The 18,759-nt window shown below is 59.3% G+C and carries 17 protein-coding genes and 10 pseudogenes; 20 read left to right on the plus strand and 7 right to left on the minus strand.

Annotated features, from left to right (window positions below; translation table 11 throughout):
* A partial coding sequence (locus J6525_RS43105) for a transposase (RefSeq protein ID WP_225644397.1) occupies positions 1-217 on the minus strand: 217 nt, incomplete at its 3' end.
* 285 nt (positions 218-502) lie between these two features.
* On the opposite strand from J6525_RS43105, the gene J6525_RS43110 reads away from it, so the two are divergent.
* From J6525_RS43110 to J6525_RS43120, 3 genes are all read left to right on the plus strand, one after another.
* Positions 503-931: a hypothetical protein gene (locus tag J6525_RS43110; RefSeq protein WP_141343287.1), complete on the plus strand. Its 429-nt coding sequence runs from the start codon at positions 503-505 to the stop codon at positions 929-931.
* A gap of 81 nt (positions 932-1,012) precedes the next feature.
* Positions 1,013-1,420: a hypothetical protein gene (locus J6525_RS43115; RefSeq protein ID WP_225649208.1), complete on the plus strand. Its 408-nt coding sequence runs from the start codon at positions 1,013-1,015 to the stop codon at positions 1,418-1,420.
* A gap of 168 nt (positions 1,421-1,588) precedes the next feature.
* A complete protein-coding gene (locus J6525_RS43120; protein WP_141343286.1) occupies positions 1,589-1,810 on the plus strand; it encodes a hypothetical protein in 222 nt (73 codons plus the stop codon).
* Between the two features lie 4 nt (positions 1,811-1,814).
* Here J6525_RS43120 and J6525_RS43125 read toward each other — a convergent pair.
* Positions 1,815-2,048: pseudogene (locus tag J6525_RS43125) on the minus strand (DDE-type integrase/transposase/recombinase); the annotation flags it as partial.
* A gap of 680 nt (positions 2,049-2,728) precedes the next feature.
* Positions 2,729-3,142: a 6-carboxytetrahydropterin synthase gene (locus J6525_RS47370; protein ID WP_376708649.1), complete on the minus strand. Its 414-nt coding sequence runs from the start codon at positions 3,140-3,142 to the stop codon at positions 2,729-2,731.
* A gap of 64 nt (positions 3,143-3,206) precedes the next feature.
* Between J6525_RS47370 and J6525_RS43140 the strand changes: the two genes are divergently transcribed.
* The gene (locus J6525_RS43140) at positions 3,207-4,340 is read left to right on the plus strand and encodes an FAD-dependent oxidoreductase (protein WP_225649209.1); all 1,134 of its coding nucleotides are present in this window, start codon (positions 3,207-3,209) and stop codon (positions 4,338-4,340) included.
* Positions 4,341-4,535: 195 nt separating this feature from the next.
* On the opposite strand, the pseudogene J6525_RS43145 reads toward J6525_RS43140, so the two are convergent.
* Positions 4,536-4,674, minus strand: a pseudogene (locus tag J6525_RS43145) (IS5/IS1182 family transposase); the annotation flags it as partial.
* 152 nt (positions 4,675-4,826) lie between these two features.
* Here J6525_RS43145 and J6525_RS43150 point away from each other — a divergent pair.
* The 5 genes and pseudogenes from J6525_RS43150 to J6525_RS43170 all read left to right on the plus strand — a co-directional run.
* Positions 4,827-5,582, plus strand: a pseudogene (locus J6525_RS43150) (transposase); the annotation flags it as partial.
* Positions 5,583-5,696: 114 nt separating this feature from the next.
* On the plus strand, positions 5,697-6,095 hold the full coding sequence (tnpA, locus tag J6525_RS43155; protein WP_057016786.1) for an IS66-like element accessory protein TnpA: 399 nt from the start codon (positions 5,697-5,699) through the stop codon (positions 6,093-6,095).
* A gap of 23 nt (positions 6,096-6,118) precedes the next feature.
* A complete protein-coding gene (tnpB, locus tag J6525_RS43160) occupies positions 6,119-6,439 on the plus strand; it encodes an IS66 family insertion sequence element accessory protein TnpB (protein WP_446471739.1) in 321 nt (106 codons plus the stop codon).
* A gap of 47 nt (positions 6,440-6,486) precedes the next feature.
* Positions 6,487-8,151 carry an IS66 family transposase gene (gene tnpC, locus J6525_RS43165; RefSeq protein ID WP_225649211.1) on the plus strand — a complete coding sequence of 555 codons (1,665 nt, stop codon included), beginning with the start codon at positions 6,487-6,489 and terminating at the stop codon, positions 8,149-8,151.
* Positions 8,152-8,181: 30 nt separating this feature from the next.
* Positions 8,182-8,439: pseudogene (locus tag J6525_RS43170) on the plus strand (transposase); the annotation flags it as partial.
* Positions 8,440-8,468: 29 nt separating this feature from the next.
* Here the strand turns inward: J6525_RS43170 and J6525_RS47765 are convergent.
* Positions 8,469-9,070: pseudogene (locus J6525_RS47765) on the minus strand (plasmid pRiA4b ORF-3 family protein).
* Positions 9,067-9,219 (minus strand): annotated as a pseudogene (locus J6525_RS43180) (transposase domain-containing protein); the annotation flags it as partial. The pseudogenes J6525_RS47765 and J6525_RS43180, both read right to left, overlap by 4 nt.
* Before the next feature lie 841 nt (positions 9,220-10,060).
* Here J6525_RS43180 and J6525_RS47150 point away from each other — a divergent pair.
* The 6 genes and pseudogenes from J6525_RS47150 to J6525_RS43205 form a co-directional block, all read left to right on the plus strand.
* Positions 10,061-10,228 (plus strand): annotated as a pseudogene (locus J6525_RS47150) (tyrosine-type recombinase/integrase); the annotation flags it as partial.
* 175 nt (positions 10,229-10,403) lie between these two features.
* A complete protein-coding gene (locus J6525_RS47155; RefSeq protein ID WP_312010060.1) occupies positions 10,404-10,571 on the plus strand; it encodes a tyrosine-type recombinase/integrase in 168 nt (55 codons plus the stop codon).
* Entirely contained in the window at positions 10,568-11,494 is a 927-nt protein-coding gene (locus J6525_RS43190; protein ID WP_225649212.1) for a tyrosine-type recombinase/integrase, read from the plus strand. The genes J6525_RS47155 and J6525_RS43190 overlap by 4 nt, the downstream gene beginning before the upstream one ends.
* A pseudogene (locus J6525_RS43195) lies at positions 11,491-12,493 on the plus strand (tyrosine-type recombinase/integrase). Before J6525_RS43190 ends, J6525_RS43195 begins: the two are co-directional and overlap by 4 nt.
* 113 nt (positions 12,494-12,606) lie before the next feature.
* Positions 12,607-12,747, plus strand: a pseudogene (locus J6525_RS43200) (transposase domain-containing protein); the annotation flags it as partial.
* A gap of 84 nt (positions 12,748-12,831) precedes the next feature.
* Complete coding sequence (locus tag J6525_RS43205; protein ID WP_225649213.1) at positions 12,832-13,008, plus strand: hypothetical protein; 177 nt, start codon at positions 12,832-12,834, stop codon at positions 13,006-13,008.
* A gap of 893 nt (positions 13,009-13,901) precedes the next feature.
* Here J6525_RS43205 and J6525_RS43210 read toward each other — a convergent pair.
* Positions 13,902-15,488, minus strand: a complete 1,587-nt coding sequence (locus J6525_RS43210) for an asparagine synthetase B family protein (RefSeq protein ID WP_225649214.1) — start codon at positions 15,486-15,488, stop codon at positions 13,902-13,904.
* Positions 15,489-15,938: 450 nt separating this feature from the next.
* On the opposite strand from J6525_RS43210, the gene J6525_RS43215 reads away from it, so the two are divergent.
* From J6525_RS43215 to J6525_RS43235, 5 genes and pseudogenes are all read left to right on the plus strand, one after another.
* Entirely contained in the window at positions 15,939-16,358 is a 420-nt protein-coding gene (locus J6525_RS43215) for a hypothetical protein (protein ID WP_225649215.1), read from the plus strand.
* A gap of 34 nt (positions 16,359-16,392) precedes the next feature.
* A complete protein-coding gene (locus tag J6525_RS43220; RefSeq protein WP_225649216.1) occupies positions 16,393-16,896 on the plus strand; it encodes a hypothetical protein in 504 nt (167 codons plus the stop codon).
* Between the two features lie 17 nt (positions 16,897-16,913).
* Positions 16,914-17,663 carry an ATP-binding cassette domain-containing protein gene (locus tag J6525_RS43225; protein WP_225649217.1) on the plus strand — a complete coding sequence of 250 codons (750 nt, stop codon included), beginning with the start codon at positions 16,914-16,916 and terminating at the stop codon, positions 17,661-17,663.
* A gap of 430 nt (positions 17,664-18,093) precedes the next feature.
* A pseudogene (locus J6525_RS43230) lies at positions 18,094-18,423 on the plus strand (transposase); the annotation flags it as partial.
* A gap of 124 nt (positions 18,424-18,547) precedes the next feature.
* The coding region (locus tag J6525_RS43235; RefSeq protein ID WP_225644121.1) for a hypothetical protein at positions 18,548-18,759 on the plus strand (212 nt) is incomplete at its 3' end.

The raw sequence follows: 18,759 nt of genomic DNA on the forward strand, positions 1-18,759 counted from the left end.
ACCAGCGGCTGAAGCGCTGATGCACCGTTTTCCACTTGCCGTACCGTTCCGGCAGGTCGCTCCAGTGTGCGCCCGATCGCAAAACCCACAAACATCCGTTGACGAACAGTCGATTGTCCGCAGCCGTACGTCCCGGGTCGCCAGCTTTCCCCGGCAGCAGTGGCGCAATCCTCGCCCATTGCGCCTCCGTCAGCTCATATCGTTTCGCCGCCACCATCTGCTCCGTGTCTCGAATCACGGAACTCTATGAATCAGCGATCAAACCGCTTGGGAATCCTGAATGTCGATCGGTCCTAGCATTTAAATAGGCGCAAAACGCCCAAGCGCGCTTGTCGGCTTCTAGGCATCCAAGCGGTCGTTGCCGACCCGCCAGGAATGCCCTAGATGACCTGAAGCGAATGTTGATCTTCTCGTCGCGGCTCATGGCACGATCGTTGCTCGGCCATCGAGGCTGACGCCTTACATTACCGGTGTCACGGATTGCAATCGATGGGATGACGACATGCTGAGTATCACGAACATCAATCCGCGACACATCATTCATGTCAGCTACGGAGGCAAGAACGAAGACGGCGCCACACTTTCGAAGATTCATCTGATCGATGGTTCAACCCAAACCGTGATCGGCGATTTCCACCGCAACAGCGAAGCACTAGCGCCGATCATCCCGGCTTTTCCTGGGTTTGAGTACCTATATGCTATTGAGAACGAGGTAGGTGAGTATGTTGAGGTTGTTCGCGAGCCGATAATTGGGTGGCGCTGCATTGGGTATTCGGCCCCTTTGCCAATAACTGCGAGTGGCGATGAAAGCCTCGCTAATCCAGGCGCAATCCTGAACCCGAAGGGCAGGATCACCGTCCAGCACAGCGAGGATTACAGCAACGTGGAAGATTGGCTGAAGAACCTAAACGAACGTCGGTTATGCGACTAGCCCGACGGAGGCACTAGCAAATTCGGTGGTAGTCCCGACAGCCATGACGTCTAACCTTCCGAGCGTGGCAAGATATTTTTAATGCCAGAATCGCTTTCAAGCAAGCTCACAGCGACCGAAATTGCGGAAGCTAAAAAGCGTGTCAAGTATCAACACGCAAGCGTTCGGGACGAACACGATGACTGCGTCAGGATTGCCTATCAATGGATGGACGCGCAAATACTAACCAAGAGAATGTTGGGTCGATCATACCCATTGAAAAACATCATTGAAATTTGGGGTGGCAGGCACATTGAAGCGTTCGATGTAGAAGCTGCCGCTGAGTTGCACCCGAAACTCCGAGGCAAATACCCTCACTTCAACATCAGCGCTCGCCTAACTTTCCCCTCCGGTCGGCGGCTTGCCAATATTGCTGAGGCGAGAACACAAGACTACCGACTTACAACACACCACATTGTCGAAACATACGGTCGAATCGAGCAACCATAGGAGGCCGCCTGAAAGCTTCGCCGCGGTAGAGGTCACCCCGCAACCTCGTAGAGCGCTTATGAGATGTACATACATGTGCCATGTAGCAGAACTTTGACTTTGTTTTTTGATCTACGACAATGGTCCCCTATTCGGGCATGTTTATCGGTTCAACGGGATCGTTGGCCGATGACAATCAATCGCCTGCTCGCCGGAAGTACCTATACGGAAAAAGAGCGGAAATCGCTTAATTGGGCTTACCGGCTCACGCTGGAATCGCTTGGGTTGGTCGAGCGAGGAGACCCACTTTGCGAATTTATCGCGCGTAAGGTCATTGAGGTCCGCGCGCGCGGCGTAACGAACGTTTCAGCCATTTCGCGGCTTGCAATCAAAGAGCTGAAGCTTAATTAGGCCGCTTCAGTTGACGCCCGTTCGTCGCATAGTCCCAGTCGATGCCGGTTTCCTTGTACCAGGCCAGGATGGCGTTACAGGTGAGTTTAGTGCCGTTGTCGGAGACGATCAGGCCGGGTTTGCCACGCCGCGCGACAACCGTCGTCAGTTCCCGCGCAACACGCCGGCCCGAGATCGACGTGTCAGGTATGGCGCCCAGACATTCCTTGGTGACATCGTCGACGATATTGAGGATGCGCGCCGGCCCGACCTAGTTCAATAGCGATCGGGACATCCCGCGGCCCTTCCACCTCCAAGAATTGGTAGTCGCACTTCGTGATGAGTGCGCCTAGAGTTAGCTGGGGCGATCTAACTCGTTGGATTGCACACATGGTAGCCGGTTGCATGGTCTTAATTGGTCACCTGGAGAGCGGCGGCCTTCAGAACGTAACGTTTGCGGTTACCATGCCTGCTGCGACCGACGCTATGAGGCTTCGCTCGATTTCGGGGACATCCGTTTTGCACTCGACGCCAGACACGGCGGATTTGCCTTGGCGATTTCCGCACTCAGTGAACGGGCACCTGAGTGATCTCGGCATCGAGGAAGGCGAGATTTGTCCGATCTGTGACGATGATTGGCAGATCTGGCCGCCCAAGCTCCATTAGGCGCCACAAAGTTGGCTTGCAGTTCGGCCTCACTTGCGAACGGTGCACCGGATGAAGGCGATAGGCAGTCCGACACAAGCAGCTCCGTTCACAATCTACGCTGATCGCATGATCGAGATCGGGACCAACACCATCAAAGTTCTACAGATGGCGTCGACTTTGCGGCTCAGGCGCAGCTGCGAAGACCCTTTCTTCGTCTGCCCCAGCTCATGGCCTCACTCAACCGACCCTAACCTCCACCCAAGACTCGTCATTCTCCTAAATCCGCACACTCTAGCAGCCAAGAATGCGGTCAAAGAACCAATCGACGATGACCGCGGCGGTCGGATTCTCCAGTCCTTCGACATCGTTTAGAAGTCGGTGATCGACGAGTTTCAGCAGCGGCCGCACCTCAGCGTCCATCTCAGCGAAGTGGCGCCAATCGTGCCCTTCGACGGCGGGGCGCACGCCGTGACGCACGCCAACGAAACTAGGTTCGGAAGGATCTGAAGCGGGGGTTTGCGTCTGTCTGGCCAGATGCAGAGCGGCATGGTCGTGTTCAACAGGGGGCTCGCTTCCAATCCCGCGGCGCTCTTCGGCGGTAGCAAGACGAGCGGTCTTGCGTGGGAACGCTCGACCGACGGCATCAAGGAATCTCTCGAAACGAAGTACATCGCAGTCTCGCTGTATCGAGCGGATGAACTGCACACAGAGAAGGCGCAGTGGCGCAGTTCACCACGGGAGATGAACAACGGACGTGTAGGAGGAAAACATGGGCGCGGTGAAGAACGTTATCGTCGTGGGCGGTGGTATTGGCGGCTTGACAGCCGCCCATGCGCTTCGACGCATCGGCGTGTTTGTGCGAGTCATCGAAATGGGAGATAGGAGCGACCGGATAGGGACTGGCATCACCCTACTCGGGAATGCGCTGCGAGCGCTCGCCGAATTGGAATTGGTGGAAGCGTGTCTGCAAGGCGGTCACGGGTGGGACGTCGTATCGATACGCGACGCCGCCGGAAACCCGCTGCATCAGCAGTTCTCGCCAAGAATTTGGGGCCCGGATCGTCCAGCCGCACTAGGGATCATGCGGCCGCGCCTCGGGCAGATCCTGGAGGAGGCCGCCAGGACGAGCGGCGCCGAGATCGCCTTCAATACGACTGTCACTCGGATTGATCAGGACGCTGAGGGCGTGACGGTGCAGCTCTCGCACGGCGAGACAGATCGCGCAGACTTGTTGATCGCGGCCGATGGCGTTTATTCCAAGACGCGCCAGCAAATCTTCGGCGAAGAGTTCAAGCCGCACTACGCTGGCCAAGGAGTGTGGCGTTACACTGTTTCTCGGACCGAAGCTATGGACGGCTTCATCCTCTATCGCCATCCGACGGGGAGAGTGGTTGGCGCGCTGCCGCTGTCGAAGGAGCTGTGTTACCTATTCTTCCTGGAAACCACGGATGAAAAGCTTCGTGTCGCTCAAGATCAGGTTTGCGATTATGTTCGAAACCTGCTCGCCCCATTTACGGCGCCCGAACTGATCCAAGCGGCCGACTTGGTCGGCGAGGGCAATCATATAAGCTACCGCCCGTTCGACGTATTGATGATGCCCGCACCATGGCACCGCGGCCGCGTCGTATTGTTGGGTGACTCGGTTCACTCGCTGACACCGCAGATGACGTCGGGCGGCGCCATGGCGATCGAGGATGCTCTGGTCCTCGCTCAGGAACTCCATCGCAGCCACGACCTGGAAACCGCGCTCGCGGGGTATTGCGTTCGGCGTGAGGAGAGGGTCAAGCGCATATACGACATCGGATACGCCATTTGTAACGAAGAGCGCAATCCGATGCATAGCCGAGAATATCAGATAGCTCTTCTTCGTGAAGGCTACGCATTTCTGTCTGCGCCTGTCTGAATCGAAAACGGCCACCGAAGTCAATTGGAGAACAACCAAGATTATGAAAAAACGAGCTCCGAGTGGCCGCCGTGTTCCGGGCAAACGTGCTTCTGCCCACTCGCTCCAGAGGCAGCATCTATTTCGGCCGGCAACTGCCGATTAAATGATTCAATATTACAGAGTTTGAGAGGAGGACTGCGCGGCACAGCTCGCGCCGACGACGCCGCGCTTCTGACCTGAAGTGAAGACGCGGCGGGGATTTCGCGCGTCGTGGCCGCCGGTAGTCGTTGTCGACATAGACCCGCTCGATCGCGCAGCCGGCGCGTGTCTCTGTGCGGTCAATAACGTCCCGCTGTCCGACGACGTCAGATAATTTGAGACTGATCAGGCGTTTCGAGAAGGGAGGCTCTGGCTCATCGAGGGGTTAGCAGGCTGTTGAAGAAGCCGGTAGCGAAGTGTTTCGTATCGTGATTCTCTAGGGCCGAGATTTCACCGGGGGGCACGATGCGAGTAAGTGACGAACGGTCCGGCTCGCTTTTCAGCTATGTGGACCTGGAGGCTCGGGTTCGCGTCGACCACCCGCTACGGGTAATCCGGGACTTGGCGAATGCGACGCTGCGCGACCTTTCTGGGGAGTTCGGCAAGTTCTATACAGACTTCGGTCGCCCCTCGATCGCACCGGAGAAGTTGCTTCGGGCGATGCTCCTGCAGGCGTTTTATGGGGTTCGCTCGGAACGGCATCCAATGGAACGGATGGAGTTCGATCTTCTGCTCCGCTGGTTCGTTGGGCTTGGGGTGGACGATACGGTTTGGGACCATTCGACCTTCTCGAAGAACCGCGACCGGCTGCTCGAAGGCGAAATTGCGGCCAAGTTCTCGAACGCGCCTTTGGCGCAGCCAAAGGTCAAGCGCCTGCTATCGAGCGATCACTTCTCGGTGGATGGTACGCTGATTGAAGCCTGGGGCTTCGATCAAGAGCTTCCGGAAGAAGGAAAGGATGGCAGCGACAAAGACGAGGACGGTCCGGGACGCAACGCCGAGCGCAGCTTCCACAAGGAGAAGCGATCCAACGAGACCCATGCGAGCACGACCGATCCTGAGGCGCGGCTCTACAAGAAGGGTGACGGCCAGCCAGCCAAGCTGAGCTATATGGGCCATGCTCTGATGGAGAACCGCAACGGTTTAGCGGTTTTGGGTGGGGTGAGCCAAGCGACGGGCACCGCCGAACGGGAGATTGCGCTTGCCATGATCGACAGGCGGAGGTGCGCGAAGCGGATCACTCTGGGGCGGATAAGGGTATCCCTCCGTTGAGGGCCGCCTTGTTTGACGAACGCGATCGCTGCAGGTCCTAGGGGTAATCCTAGGAGAAGCGCTATGACGATTTCGAGGGCGGAGGTGATCACGTCGGTCGAGCGGCGGCGCCGCTGGTCGCAAGATGAGAAGGAACGGCTTGTTGCAGCGTCGCTGGAGCCCGGCGCCAATGTTTCCGAGGTGGCTCGCGTGGCCGGGCTTCATGTGAGCCAGCTGTTCAGGTGGCGCAAGGAGCTTTGCAGGCACGGCGAAGCGAGCATAGCGCCGTTTGTTCCGGTCGAGATTGGGTCGTCCGCGCCACCGCGGGAGGTGGCCGAAGCGCCGTTGACGACGACGACGCGTCGACGCAAGAGCCACGGCATCATCGAGATTGATCTTGGTACCGGGCACCGCATCCGGGTCGATGGCGACGTTGATGGAGACGCGCTACGTCGTGTTCTCGATGCTTTGGTCCGCCGATGATCCCAGTTCCCACGGGCGCGCGAGTGTGGCTCGCGACAGGCTACACGGACATGCGCCGAGGCTTTCCGTCGTTGGCGCTCCAGGTGCAGGAGGTGCTGCGCAAGGACCCGCTCAGCGGTCATCTGTTCGTCTTCCGCGGTCGCCGAAGCGATCTTGTGAAGGTGATCTGGCACGATGGCCAGGGAGCATGCCTGTTCACCAAGAGACTCGAGAGAGGAAAGTTCGTCTGGCCATCGGTTGCGGGTGAAGCTGTGACGATCTCGCCGGCTCAGATGAGCTACCTGTTGTCCGGAATCGATTGGCGTAACCCTCAAGATACCCATCGGCCGACGCGGGTCGGATAGCCGCTTTTACGATTTGAATCTGCTGCTCGATCTGATTCAATGGCTTCATGACATCGAAGCCGGACGATCTTCCTTCTGACCTCGCGAGCGCCTACCTTGCGCTGCTGGCCGAGCGAGAGACGTTGCAGGCTGAGCGCGATGTCGCTGTCGCGGATGCCGCCAGTGCGCGGGCGGAGCTGTCGGACAACGAAGCGCTGATCGCACATCTTGAGCTGCGGATCGAGAAGCTCAAGCGCGAACTGCACGGGCAGCGATCCGAGCGCTCGGCACGGCTGCTCGAGCAGTTGGAGTTGGAGCTCGAGGAACTCGTAACCACGGCGAGCGAGGATGAGCTTGCCGCTCAGGCGGCGGCGGCGAAGACGCAGAACGTCCGTCCCTTCACGCGTAAGCGGCCGGTGCGCAAGCCTTGGCCAGACGATATCGAACACGAGCGCGTCGTCGTTGAAGCTCCAACGACCTGCGCCTGCTGCGGTGGATCACGGCTGGCGAAGGTCGGCGAGGATGTGACCAAGACGCTGGAGGAGATCCCGCGCCGCTTCAAGGTCATAGAGACGGTACGCGAGAAGTTCACCTGCCGCGATTGCGAGACGATCAGTCAGGCGCCTGCGCCGTTCCATGCCACGCCGCGCGGCTTCATCGGTCCACAATTGCTCGCGACCATCCTGTTCGACAAGTTCGGCATGCATATCCCGCTCAACCGCCAAAGCGCGCGCTTCAAGAGCGAGAGGATCGACCTGTCGTTGTCGACGCTGGCGGACCAGGTCGGCCACGGGACCTTCGCGGTCATGCCGCTCTTCCACCTGATCGAACGCCATGTGCTCGCTGCCGAGCGCCTTCATGGCGATGACACTACCATCCGGATCCTGGCGAAGGGCAAGTGCACGACCGGACGGATCTGGACGTATGTACGGGATGATCGGCCCTTTGCCGGGCCTGCGCCGCCTGCGGCGGTCTATTACGCCTCGGGTGACCGACGAGGCGAGCATCCCCAGAAGCATCTGGCCGCCTTCGCCGGCATCCTGCAAGCCGATTGCTACAACGGCTTCGAGCCGCTGTTCGATCCGCAGAAGAAGACACTACCAATTACGCCGGCGTATTGCTTTGCCCATGCCCGGCGAGGCTTCTTCGAGCTGGCTGACATCGAGAAAAATGCTCGGGAGGGCAAGAAGGGTAAACCGGTCTCCCCGATCGCACTGGAGGCGGTCAAGCGGCTGGACGCGTTGTTCGAGATCGAGCGCGCCATCAACGGCTGTGACGCTGACGACCGGCGCGCCGTCCGCCAGGAACAGAGCAAGCCGCTTCTCGACGACATGCACGCCTGGCTGCTGCGCGAGCGCGAAACCCTCTCGCGCTCGTCCGAGGTCCTGAAGCCGATCAACTACATGCTCAGGCGCTGGGAGGGCTTCGCCCGCTTCCTCGACGACGGCAGGATCTGCTTGACCAACAATTGCGCTGAACGCGCATTGAGAGGCATCGCCTTGGGACGGCGCAACTGGACCTTCGCCGGCAGCCAGCGTGGGGCCAACCGTGCCGCCATCATGCTGACGATGATCACGACGTGTCGTCTCAATGACGTCGATCCAAAGGCCTGGCTTGCCGACGTCCTCACCCGTATCGCCGATCTTCCCACTTCGCGTCTGCACGAACTGCTGCCCTGGGAATGGAAGCTTCTGCGCCAGGCTGCAGAGCCCCCCGATCAGCGGGCCGCCTGATCTTCACCCAACGCCATCATAGCGCTCTCAAGACCCGCGCGCATGCGTCAATCGGGCGGCCCTCGTCGTGTGCGTACGGATAAGGCCTATGATGTCACGCAGTTCGTGCACGAGCTGAGAGATCGATCGGTTACCCCGCATATCGCGATCGATGGACATCTGAGTAAGACCGGCAAACGGCGCAAGACGGCGATCGACGCGCGTACCACGCGTCACAGCGGCTACGATATCAGCCAACGCTGCCGCAAACGCATCGAAGAAGTCTTCGGCTGGATCGTAAGCGTAGCTCTGCGGCCCTTTTGAATGGCGCTTGACGCCTATTTTGTTCGCGTGGCGCGTCGCCGCGGTTTCCATGTGTCGGACAACGCGTTGACGGCGGCTTCGAGCGCCTTCCGATCGACGACGTTGGGATCGAACCGCTCCGGGCCCCAGAGGCGCATATGTTCGTGCTCTGGATGGGTGGGGTCGCCGATGGCTTCGAGGTATTCGGCATAACCCGGCGCACCGCCGACGTCTTCCGGAGGACAACGACCGGCTGCCTCGAGCAGGAGGGCAGGCCCTCTGTCGTGGTGTTGTCGAACCATTTTTCGAGCTTGATCACATGGTCCCAGCTGTCCCCGAAGTCATAGAGATAATGGATCGTCTTGGCGCCGGTCTCGCGAACGACATCGCAAAGCCGCGCTTTGCTGGCATCCATGGGCTGGTGGCCGTAATCGTTGTGGGGATCAGGAATCCCCCAACGGACCTCACCAGCGAAGAACTCGAAGAGGTGGCTATTCGTCCAGCCAAATGCCTCCTGAAGCGCCAGATGCAGCCGATCAAGGCGCAGCGTGAGCGGCACGACAAGGCATCGCATCACCTCCGGCTTCACCTCCTTGAGGGTCACCTTGATCCGGACCGCGGTCGTGTTCAGGCTCATGCTGCCAGCCTCGGATCGTGAGCATGCATCGTGTACGTCGACGCCCAAGGGAGCAGTTCGTCCAGTCGCGCCGCAGGCCAACCATTGACGAGCTTTGCGAGAACGTCAGCGAGCCAGCGCTCGGCATTGACGCCATTGAGCTTACAGGTTTATGCCGCCCGCCGAACTATGCCGAGTCGGGACGTTTTCCCCAGATTTCTCGCTGACCGGCGTTTGGTGGGTTCGGCATAGTTCGTTTCAACAGCGGAGAACAGGAAGATGGAAGTTGAAGAGTACTTGGGCAGCAGCCGGCTGTACCGGCGTCTCAGATGCGGGACGCACGGACAGTTCGTCGAGCGCTACGCCGCTCGTCTCGTCGAGGAGAGGCTCGTTCGGCATGGCGCGTGGCGTTGCCTCAACGTGGTTGGCGGGCTCCTGAGTTGGATCGCGGGCCGTCGCTACAAGCTGGTCGATCTCGATGAGCAGGTCGTTGAGCGGTACCTCCGACATCGAGGCGGGAGGCAGTCTATCCAACCCGGTGACCGGGCCGCGCTCAAGCGATAGTTGTCGGTGCTGCGCGAGGAGGGCGTGATCGCGCCGTTGGTGCTACCGCCTCTCACCCCGCACGAACGGATCTTCAAGGAGTTCGATGCCTACCTGCGATCAGAGCGCGGCTTGGCCCCGAGGTCCATCGTACGCCATCTCCCGGTCATCCGCAGATTCCTACACGAGGTGTGCTCCGGCGGCGCCGCCGCCCTGTGCAAGATCAGCTAAGAGGACGTGATCCGCTACATTGAGCGCCACGCCCAGGATTGGAGCCCGGGAACAGGCAAGGCGATGCGCTGGTCGTTGCGCGCTTTTCTCCGTTACCTCCACCATCGGGGGCTGAACGCGCGCCCGTTGGCGGATTGCGTTCCATCGATGCGGCGATGGAAGCTCGCAACTCTGCCGACCTATCTGCCTGCCGCACAGGTGCGGAAGGCTCTCGACGGTTGCGACCGAGAGACGGTGATGGGACGGCGCGACTACGCCATTCTGTTGTTGCTGGCCAAGCTCGGCCTGCGGGCCGACGAGGTCGCGACGCTCACGCTCGATGATATCGACTGGCGCGCCAGCGAGATACTCGTTCGCGCCAAGGGCCGACAGCGTGCACGGATGCCGATACCGCCAGACGTTGGCGCGGCCATCTTTGCATATCTGCGCAGTGGCCGCCCAAGGTCGTCGTGCCGACGGTTGTTCGTCCGCACACTCGCGCCGCACATCGGGTTTGCTTCCGGATGTGCGATCACCATGATCGCCAAGGCCAGCCCTCGATCGGGTTGGAATCGAAGGTTGCGCACACCGCGGCGCCCATATCTTCCGACACAGTCTCGCTACCGAGCTTCTCCGATCTGGCGCGACCTTGTCGGAGATCGGACAGTTGCTGCGGCACGAGAACCACGACACTACCCGGATTTACGCGAAGGTCGACATCGACGCGCTGAGAACATTGAGCCTGCCCTGGCCGGGAGGCGCGCAATGACCAATCTGCGCTCCGCACTCGATAAGTACCTGAGCATGCGCAAGGGGGGTGGATACAAGTACGAGCACCAGACCCGACGGCTCGCCGACTTCGTCGCCTTCATGGAGAAGCGCAAAGCCAGGATCATCACGACGAAGCTGGCAATGGAATGGGCAACGCTGCCGCCCGATCGTCATGCATCCTGGGCGCTGCGATTGAGCGACGTGCGCGGGTTCGCGCGCCATGTCGCCAACTTCGATCCGAGAACGGAGGTACCGCCCGTCGGCATGCTGCCCGGATGGAAGCGCGCCAAGCCCTATGTCTACAGCGATGCGGAGATCGATGCGTTGCTGACGGCAGCGCTGGCTCTGCCGCCAGCGGGCGGGCTGCGCCGATGGACCTACCATACCCTGTTCGGGCTGATCGCGGTGACGGGCATGCGTATATCCGAGGCGATGGGCCTGGAGCGTGATGACGTCGACCTCGGCGCCGGCGTGCTGACGGTCCGGCTGACCAAGTTCGGCAAGTCGCGGCTCGTGCCATTGCATCCGACGGCGAGAACCGCGCTGCGCGACTACGCCCACCTGCGCGACGCGATGCTCGGATCACGCTGCGGCTCGACCTTCTTCGTTGCCGAACAGGGAGGCCGCTTGCTGCACCAGTACGTTCATCGCGTCTTCTGGCGATTGTCCCGAGAGATCGGGCTGCGGCGCCCAGGTGATCATACCGGGCCACGCGTGCACGACTTCCGTCATCGCTTCGCCATCCGGACGCTGCTCGACTGGTATCGCGAAGGCAAGGACGTCGAGCAACAACTCCCAGTGCTCTCCACTTACCTCGGCCACGCCTGCGTGCGCGATACTTACTGGTATCTCTCGGCCTGCCCCGAGTTGATGGAAGAAGCGGCGCGGCGTCTCGATCGGCGGTGGGAGGTGACGTCATGAAGCCCGCCTGCAATGTCGCCACGTTGATCGAGCGCTTCTTCACCGAGCGCCTCATGCGCCAGCGCAATGTTAGCGCCAACACGATCGCCTCCTACAGGGACACGTTCCGGCTGATGTTCGCACAGGTGCAGCTGCGGAAGCCCCCATCGGCCCTGACGCTCACGGATTTGGACGCAACGTTCATCGGCGCGTTCCTAACCGATCTCGAAGTAAAGCGCGGCGCCAGTGCGAAGACGCGTAACCTGCGTCTGACCGCCATCCGATCCTTCTTCAGGTTCGTGTCCTTCGAGGAGCCGGCACACAGTGCGCTGATCCAGCGCGTGCTCGCCATACCGAGCAAGCGCCACGACGACAAGCGACAGGTGCACTTCCTGACGCGCCCCGAGATCGAGGCGGTTCTCGCGGCGCCCGATCGAACGACGCGGCTTGGCCGCCGCGATCACACCTTGCTGCTGGTCGCGGCCCAGACGGGCTGACGCCTCTCCGAGCTGACTGGCCTTGACCGGGATGCCGTCCACCTCGGGTCTGGCGCACACGTACGATGCGTCGGTAAAGGGCGGAAGGAGCGGACCACTCCGCTGACCACACTCGCTCGGTGTGCGCTCCAGGTATGGCTCAAGGAACCGTTACGGAAAGGAGCAACAGCGTTGTTCCCCAACGTGCACGGGGGCCGGCTCAGTGCCGACAGCGTCCAGTCGCTCCTGGGAAAGCATGTTCGCGTCGCTCACAAGGGTTGCCCGTCTTTGAAGGCCAAGAGCGTGTCACCGCACGTGCTGAGGCACAGCGCTGCGATGGAACTGCTGCAAGCCGGCGTCGACTGCTCCGTGATCGCGCTGTGGCTCGGTCATGAATCGGTCGAGGCGACGCAGACGCCTGCACCTGCACGCCCACCTCGCCCTCAAGGAAGCTGCCCTGGCGAAGCTCAAGCCGTACGGGCGCGGCAAGCGAACCCGCTTCCAGCCGAACGACCGCCTGCTCGCCTTTCTGGAGGCGCTCTGAACGACCAGACTATGCCGAATGGAGTGGGGCTGCCCTGCACGCGATCGACGGTGCCAGCGTGACAACGGCGTGCCATACCAAACCCGTTCGGCACAGTTCGGTGGGCGGCATAAACCTGCAAGCTGAACGGCATCAATCCGGAGGCCTATCTCGCCGACCTGATCGGCAGCGTCAGCGACCACCCAGCCAATCGCATCGACGAGCTTCTTCCCTGGAACTGGCGCGCCCCATCCGACGCCAGACTGGCGGCCTGACCGTGGCTGCGATCACCCGGGTTTACACCCTCCCGCTCGCTGCCGAAATGCTCGGCGAGGACGCCGAACTGCTGTGGGAGGTCTATGGTCTATGTCGACATGGAGCCGGAAGACGGTTGCCTCTGGGTCTACGGGCCCGACGATCAGCAGATCCCCGCCTTCACTGACTTCGGCCTCGAAAGCCTGACCGACTTCATCCGCGAGCACAAAACCAATCGCGGCCGCGGCGAGAAGGGCGGCGAACAAAAGCCCGGGTCATGACCGGGCGCTTACGGTGTAAATGTGTCTTCGCCTCTTCGCCGACTTCTGGCGATAAAGCGGCTCGCCATTGTGCATATTTGGCGACGGTGATCTGGGCCAGAAGCGCTTCCGCCGTCAAAGCTATTGGAGCGTCGGAAACGAGAGACGCGGAAGCCAGCTCCAGCGTCGCCGGCCGCCTCGCAGTTCTCCAGTTCAACGTCGTCCCGGCCTAACTCCGCGAACCGAGGGGCATCAGCAGCTATCGGATTGCGCGTCTCTCCACCATACTGTGTATGTGAAGGGCAGGACTTGGCGGCAATCAAATACCTGAACGTGACCGCTGATGATTTTCACCGAAAAGAAGGACAATGTGTCGTCCTCATAGCCGATGCATATCTCCGACGTCCCGGGGCTCAATATCCAAGGCGATTTCGCGCCGTGGTGATATAAGTACGGTAACAAGCCGCTGACCTGGCATTCACGGTCGTGGTCGTATCCGTCCACTTGTCTTCCGCATACGGCGACACTAATCTCGTTGCACGTTTTGGTTTCGCGTTCGTACACGCCGAGGACATCGCAGCGGCGATAGTAAGCGAACGCGACCGCAGCTGACGCCGCTCGGACATGCTGTTTCATGTCGCCTACCTAATGTGGGAAGGACGAAGGGCGGGACGCGCCGAGTTCGCCCACCATGTCGTCGCTAGCCGGCAACGATCGCCGAGGGTACCCACGACTTGCCCGATTGCTGCGTAGAGCGACTGCCGCTCGCAGCTCGACTTCACCTCGACGATTTCGCGCAAGACGCCCCCGGCCTAGATCCCGAGATCAACATGCTATCCTTGAAACTGGTCTAAGCGGTAGCTGCAATGACCCGTGCTTTGCCCGGGAATGTTGCATCGTTGATAATGGCGCAGTCAACAGAGTTGCCGAACAAACCGTTCCGCCCATAAAAACCGAGCCAAAGTGCTTGTCGCGGAAAATTCGTGTGTTGTTATCACCCTGTTTAAGAGCGCCATGACAGCCTCTTGCGAAACCAAGCCGAAGTCGGCCAAGGCGCAAGAAGCAAGCTGGGATGAAATTATGTCCGAACGATTCATAATTGCCTTTGGCAGTACAAGTGCAAAAGTCTCCTTTGCGTAACCGGGTGGAAATACGTCGGAGCCCAAGCGCTCACGCAAGTAACAACGGAGGAGTTCCTTGCGCGAGCGAAGTGCAAATGGAAGCTGGGCTCCAAACTTGATCAATCTCGAATCGCCAAATGGGCGGATGGGCCAAAGTCCTCGCGTCGCGAGTGGGCGAGCATGACAAAGACTTGCGAGCAGAGTTGTGGATTGAGTTGCACTGATGGGGGCGCTAAAAAGGAAGGATGAACGAGCGGCGTCGAGCCCGCGTTTCGTCAATAGGTCTTCTGCAAGCCCAAGCGCGATATCCAGGTGGGGTGAAGATGGAGACCTGGGTTCATCCTCGTCGCTGGTGAAGCGAGCGCAAAACTCGTCTCCTCCTATGCCGGACCAGACTATTTCGCAGCCATCACCGCGAAACCGATCCCAGAGCGACCCGAACGCCTCAAGGTAATATTCAGAAATTAGTGGCAGGCGTCCTTTCGGGTCGAGATCTAAATCAATCGCCGGCATGTAGGCGCGCATTTCAACTTTGTGATCGCGGCAATTCAGTGCGCTCAAAATGCTCGCTCGGCGGTCAACCTGCTTGGGGCTACTCCCATCGCCCAATAGTATCCCGCCACATGCTAGCGGCTCTATGCTCTCGCCAACAGCAATTGCGACGGAAGCGGAGTCCATTCCTCCGCTCAGCTCCACAGCACTTGCGCAGAAGGCGGTCGGCCGCGAACGAACAACCGCCTGAAGAGTATTAGAAAACTCAAGGACATGATTACTGTCCTCTCGTCCAGAGAGCTCAGGGGCTGATGAAGTTGTCGTCCCATACTCAAATGACGTTCGCGATCTGTCGACGTACAAGGTGGCGCCAGCTGTCAGCAGGTTAACGCCTACGCAGGCTTGCCGCGCAGAGTAGAACGTTCTCATAGATAGATGATGGCTTATGATTTCTGCATCAATCGTTCTCGATTTATCCAAGAGATCCATGAAATCCCAGGAGAGCGTAACCGTACGAGTGCGCTCCTCCACGTGGAAGTAAATTGGGAGGCTGCCAATATGGCCTCCTCGTACACGCAACCGAGGACCCCGGCGAGCGCCCTCGATCACGATAAAATCGAGCGGCCAGTGCATGTATTTCTGGTAGTTCTGACGAAACTGATCCGTAGACGCATGGGCTATTACGACCGAATGAACGCCAGCTTCGACCGCCGCTCCTTGACGCTCACGTATGACGAAGAACCATTGCTCAGAGTTCGTCACTAACGAGCTCTCAAGGCTCTTATGTTGGAATGGCCAGATGTAGCTTTCGCCAAACTGTATCGCACTGCCTCTGGCAAAAGGATCGAAGTTTTCCAAATCGGCTATTTTCAGAGTGGCTTTGAGCATTTGTTCCTGGACTTAATCGTTACCGCCTCTCGTGTGAGAGGCGGTAACGAAGTGACGAATGATCTTAAAGGTAGCCCTGGTTAGCGCTGTCGTTAGGGAAAGGGGCCTTCTCTCCCTCAATAGTGGGAGGTGGCAGCACCGGCAAGGGGAGGTCAGTTGTATCGGGCCGCAATGGTTGCTTAGGCGTGTCTGCAGTTGCGCTCTTCATGTCAATCTCCGGGTGATCGAGCTTCTCGTCTCAAGTGTGGGCTTCAGTAAAAGCCACAGAGAGTGGCGCGGCAACGTGTCGAGCCATAACAGACACTCTCTCATGTGAGAAGGTGGGCGACAACCTACCAATGTCGGCAGTTGGATGACGGTGGGTTGATGTCTAGTAACGACAAACTGCAGCAAAGTTTGCTGAGCCGCATCTTTATGTGAGAATGTGAGATCGTATGGAATTCAGATCGCATGGCCACGTCAACTCTCTTAGTGCAAGCAAAGCCCCACTCCGTGGATCAGCCACATCAGGTCAACGACAGCGTATTGCCGCCGGCTTCCGAAATTCTGCATGCGTACTGGCGATCCGATCGGCCCTTACTTCTCATCGTTGCGGCGGTGGTGCTGATCTCCAGCGCCAGCAGCGTCGCAGGCCCCTATGTATTTTCGTGTCTCATTGATCGTCTTCCGCTCAGCAAAGACATGTCGGTGGTTGCTTGGGGGTTCGCTGGATATGCGGTTTTGGTCGGCGTAGCCTCTGCATTGCAGCGCACGCTGCAGCATCTCTCCTTCATGGCAGCCGAGAACCTGAGCTTTATTGCTGCAACTCGCTTCTTCGATCGCATCCTGAGGAAAACCGCAGCATTGTTTCTCGAGTGCAATCCCCGCTGAGCTACAGAGTGCGGCCGCTCGCGGGCGCAGCGCATTGACCATGTTGGTCCAGCTTGGGATAGTCGTCTTCATCCCTGCTGCAACGCAGCTTCTGCTTACGCTCGTTACCCTCGGCGCGCTCCTCAATATCCAGATCGCTGCAATCGTCGGCTTTTATGGGGCAATCGCGATTGCATTGACATGGATTTCCATACGTCAGGCGCGCGCGTTCCTGGATGCGGCGGTCGAAGCCGGGCAGGAGAATGCTCGGTTCGTCGGCAACGTTATGAACGCGATGGACACGTTGCGCCATTTCGGCAGTCACTGCTGGATGAACGAACGCTTTATGACAAGGGCGCGGGAGGTGCGTGATAACTGGCGAGTTTACGTGTTGCAACGGCTGGTCTTCATCACCGTGCTCGGCTTCGCCGTCGCTCTACAATTTGCGGTCACGCTTCTCCTTCTAATACCTGAATACCACGCCGGCGCGGTCACATCGGCGATATGGTACTATTCAATACGCTTCTACTTCAGCTCAATATGCCCTTTGAGACGGTAGCGAGGGCGATCTCTGACGTGGCGCGGTCGCGCGCCGACCTCATCCCTCTAGGTAAACTGTGGGCGGCACCAGAAGAGCGGCAAGCATCTCATGCTCACGATTTCAAGCCCTCCGCTGGCGAGCTCTCTTTCGAGAGCATTGGTTATGCCTACGACAACGGTCGTGGCGTCACCAACGTTTCGTTTAAGGCCGGGCGCGGCGGGATTACCTTTCTTGTCGGTGAAGCCGGATCGGGGAAGTCCACGATCTTTAAGCTTGCCCTGAAATCGATTGAACCCGACCGCGGCCGAATTCTCGTCGATGGAACCGATATAGCGAGCGTCGATCGCGCGGAATGGTATGCCGCGGTTGCTGTCGTGCCGCAGGACGTGACGTTGCTCAATGAGTCGCTAGCTGACAACATTTTATTGGGACGGCCCCGCGACGAGGTACGCCTTCGCGACGCGTCGAAAGAAGCCGCTATTCTCCCGTTCATCGAGGCGCTACCGGAAGGATTTGAAACAACCGTTGGAGAACGCGGCTTGAAGCTCTCCGGCGGGGAGCGACAGCGCGTTGCTATTGCCCGCGCGCTCTACGGCCAGCCGGAGATCCTTCTTCTCGACGAGGCTAGCTCCGCACTGGACGAACGAATCGAACTGGACATTATGGACCATATACGCACTCTAGCGGGCGATGTGACTGTGCTAGCGATCACTCATCGGAGAGGTGTCATCTCTGCGAGAGACGTCGTGGTCGATCTGACCGACTGCCGCTTGTCAGTGACTTAGACGAAGAGTGACGCAACCGTTTCGTAAGACTCCCAGTGTCCGGCGCTCGGCATGCCCACGAGCATGATCGGCGGCTCGCCGTGCGCGTCACAACCTCTTCATTTTCAGTGCGGAGTGGATGCGATCATTGTCGTAGTGTAGATTTCAGCGACAATCTCGTCGATGGAAGAGAGCGGACCGGAATCGCCGAGGTCAACCTTGAATTAGTCGTAGACACTCTCCTGGTGCCCGGGAGGTGGCGACTTGAGTGACACAAGGAAGGCGCGAGTGGCTTTCGCGTTGTACTCGGCACCGTTGTCGGGGTGGAAGATCGCAGGACGACCCTGCGCAAGGAGCGCATTGCCGCGAGCTGGGGTCGCGCAAGAATTCCTCGATCTGCGCGCTTTGCCCGGTCCGGATTTCTGGTTCATCGTAGCCACCAAGAGCGAAGATGAAGCAGAAATCCGGACCGGGCAAAGCACCGGCAGAACGAGTGCTAAAGGACATTCGGCGTCAGACACGCCGGCAATATTCGGCGGAAGAGAAGATCCGTATTGTGCTGGAAGGGCTGCGGGCCGAGGAAAATATCTCCGAACTGTGCCGGCGCGAGGGCATTGCCTCCTCAATATACTATGGCTGGTCCAAGGAGTTCCTCGAAGCCGGCAAGCGTCGCCTGGCGGGCGACACGGCCGCGTGCGCAACCTCAGGCGAGGTGAAGGATCTGCGTCGTGAGACGACGGCGCTGAAGGAAGTTGTGGCCGACCTCACGCCCGCACAAAGGTGCGAGGGCTCCCAAGTCACTAGCAAAAGGTTGTCGAGAGTCGTCCGTGAAGAAAGCGGATTGACTTGAGAAATAAGCAGAATTGGTCTTGATGTAGTATTCGATTTTGCAGGAAAGCGGGGTATTGGACCTCGCTTTCTTGCGTTTTAGGTTTTGCTTTTGGGTGATTCGTGATTCCCTGACGGCGTCGTCGACATTGGGGAATGCGATGAGCAAGCCGCGGGATGATCGCCAGAAAGACCTGTTGCTTCCGGCGCTTGATCAGATCATCGACATGGGTCATCCGCTGGTGCGGTTGGCAGCGCTGATCGACTGGAACATCCTGAATGAGCGCTT

The sequence above is a fragment of the Bradyrhizobium australafricanum genome (assembly GCF_020329495.1).
Taxonomy (GTDB): domain Bacteria; phylum Pseudomonadota; class Alphaproteobacteria; order Rhizobiales; family Xanthobacteraceae; genus Bradyrhizobium; species Bradyrhizobium australafricanum.

Bases quoted from the DNA above. Each gene is read 5' to 3' on its own strand.
- J6525_RS43110 (WP_141343287.1), top strand. From the start codon at position 503: ATGCTGAGTATCACGAACATCAATCCGCGACACATCATTCATGTCAGC.
- J6525_RS43115 (WP_225649208.1), top strand. From the start codon at position 1,013: ATGCCAGAATCGCTTTCAAGCAAGCTCACAGCGACCGAAATTGCGGAA.
- J6525_RS43120 (WP_141343286.1), top strand. From the start codon at position 1,589: ATGACAATCAATCGCCTGCTCGCCGGAAGTACCTATACGGAAAAAGAG.
- J6525_RS43140 (WP_225649209.1), top strand. From the start codon at position 3,207: ATGGGCGCGGTGAAGAACGTTATCGTCGTGGGCGGTGGTATTGGCGGC.
- tnpA (WP_057016786.1), top strand. From the start codon at position 5,697: ATGACGATTTCGAGGGCGGAGGTGATCACGTCGGTCGAGCGGCGGCGC.
- tnpC (WP_225649211.1), top strand. From the start codon at position 6,487: ATGACATCGAAGCCGGACGATCTTCCTTCTGACCTCGCGAGCGCCTAC.
- J6525_RS43190 (WP_225649212.1), top strand. From the start codon at position 10,568: ATGACCAATCTGCGCTCCGCACTCGATAAGTACCTGAGCATGCGCAAG.
- J6525_RS43205 (WP_225649213.1), top strand. From the start codon at position 12,832: ATGGTCTATGTCGACATGGAGCCGGAAGACGGTTGCCTCTGGGTCTAC.
- J6525_RS43210 (WP_225649214.1), bottom strand. From the start codon at position 15,488: ATGCTCAAAGCCACTCTGAAAATAGCCGATTTGGAAAACTTCGATCCT.
- J6525_RS43215 (WP_225649215.1), top strand. From the start codon at position 15,939: ATGGCCACGTCAACTCTCTTAGTGCAAGCAAAGCCCCACTCCGTGGAT.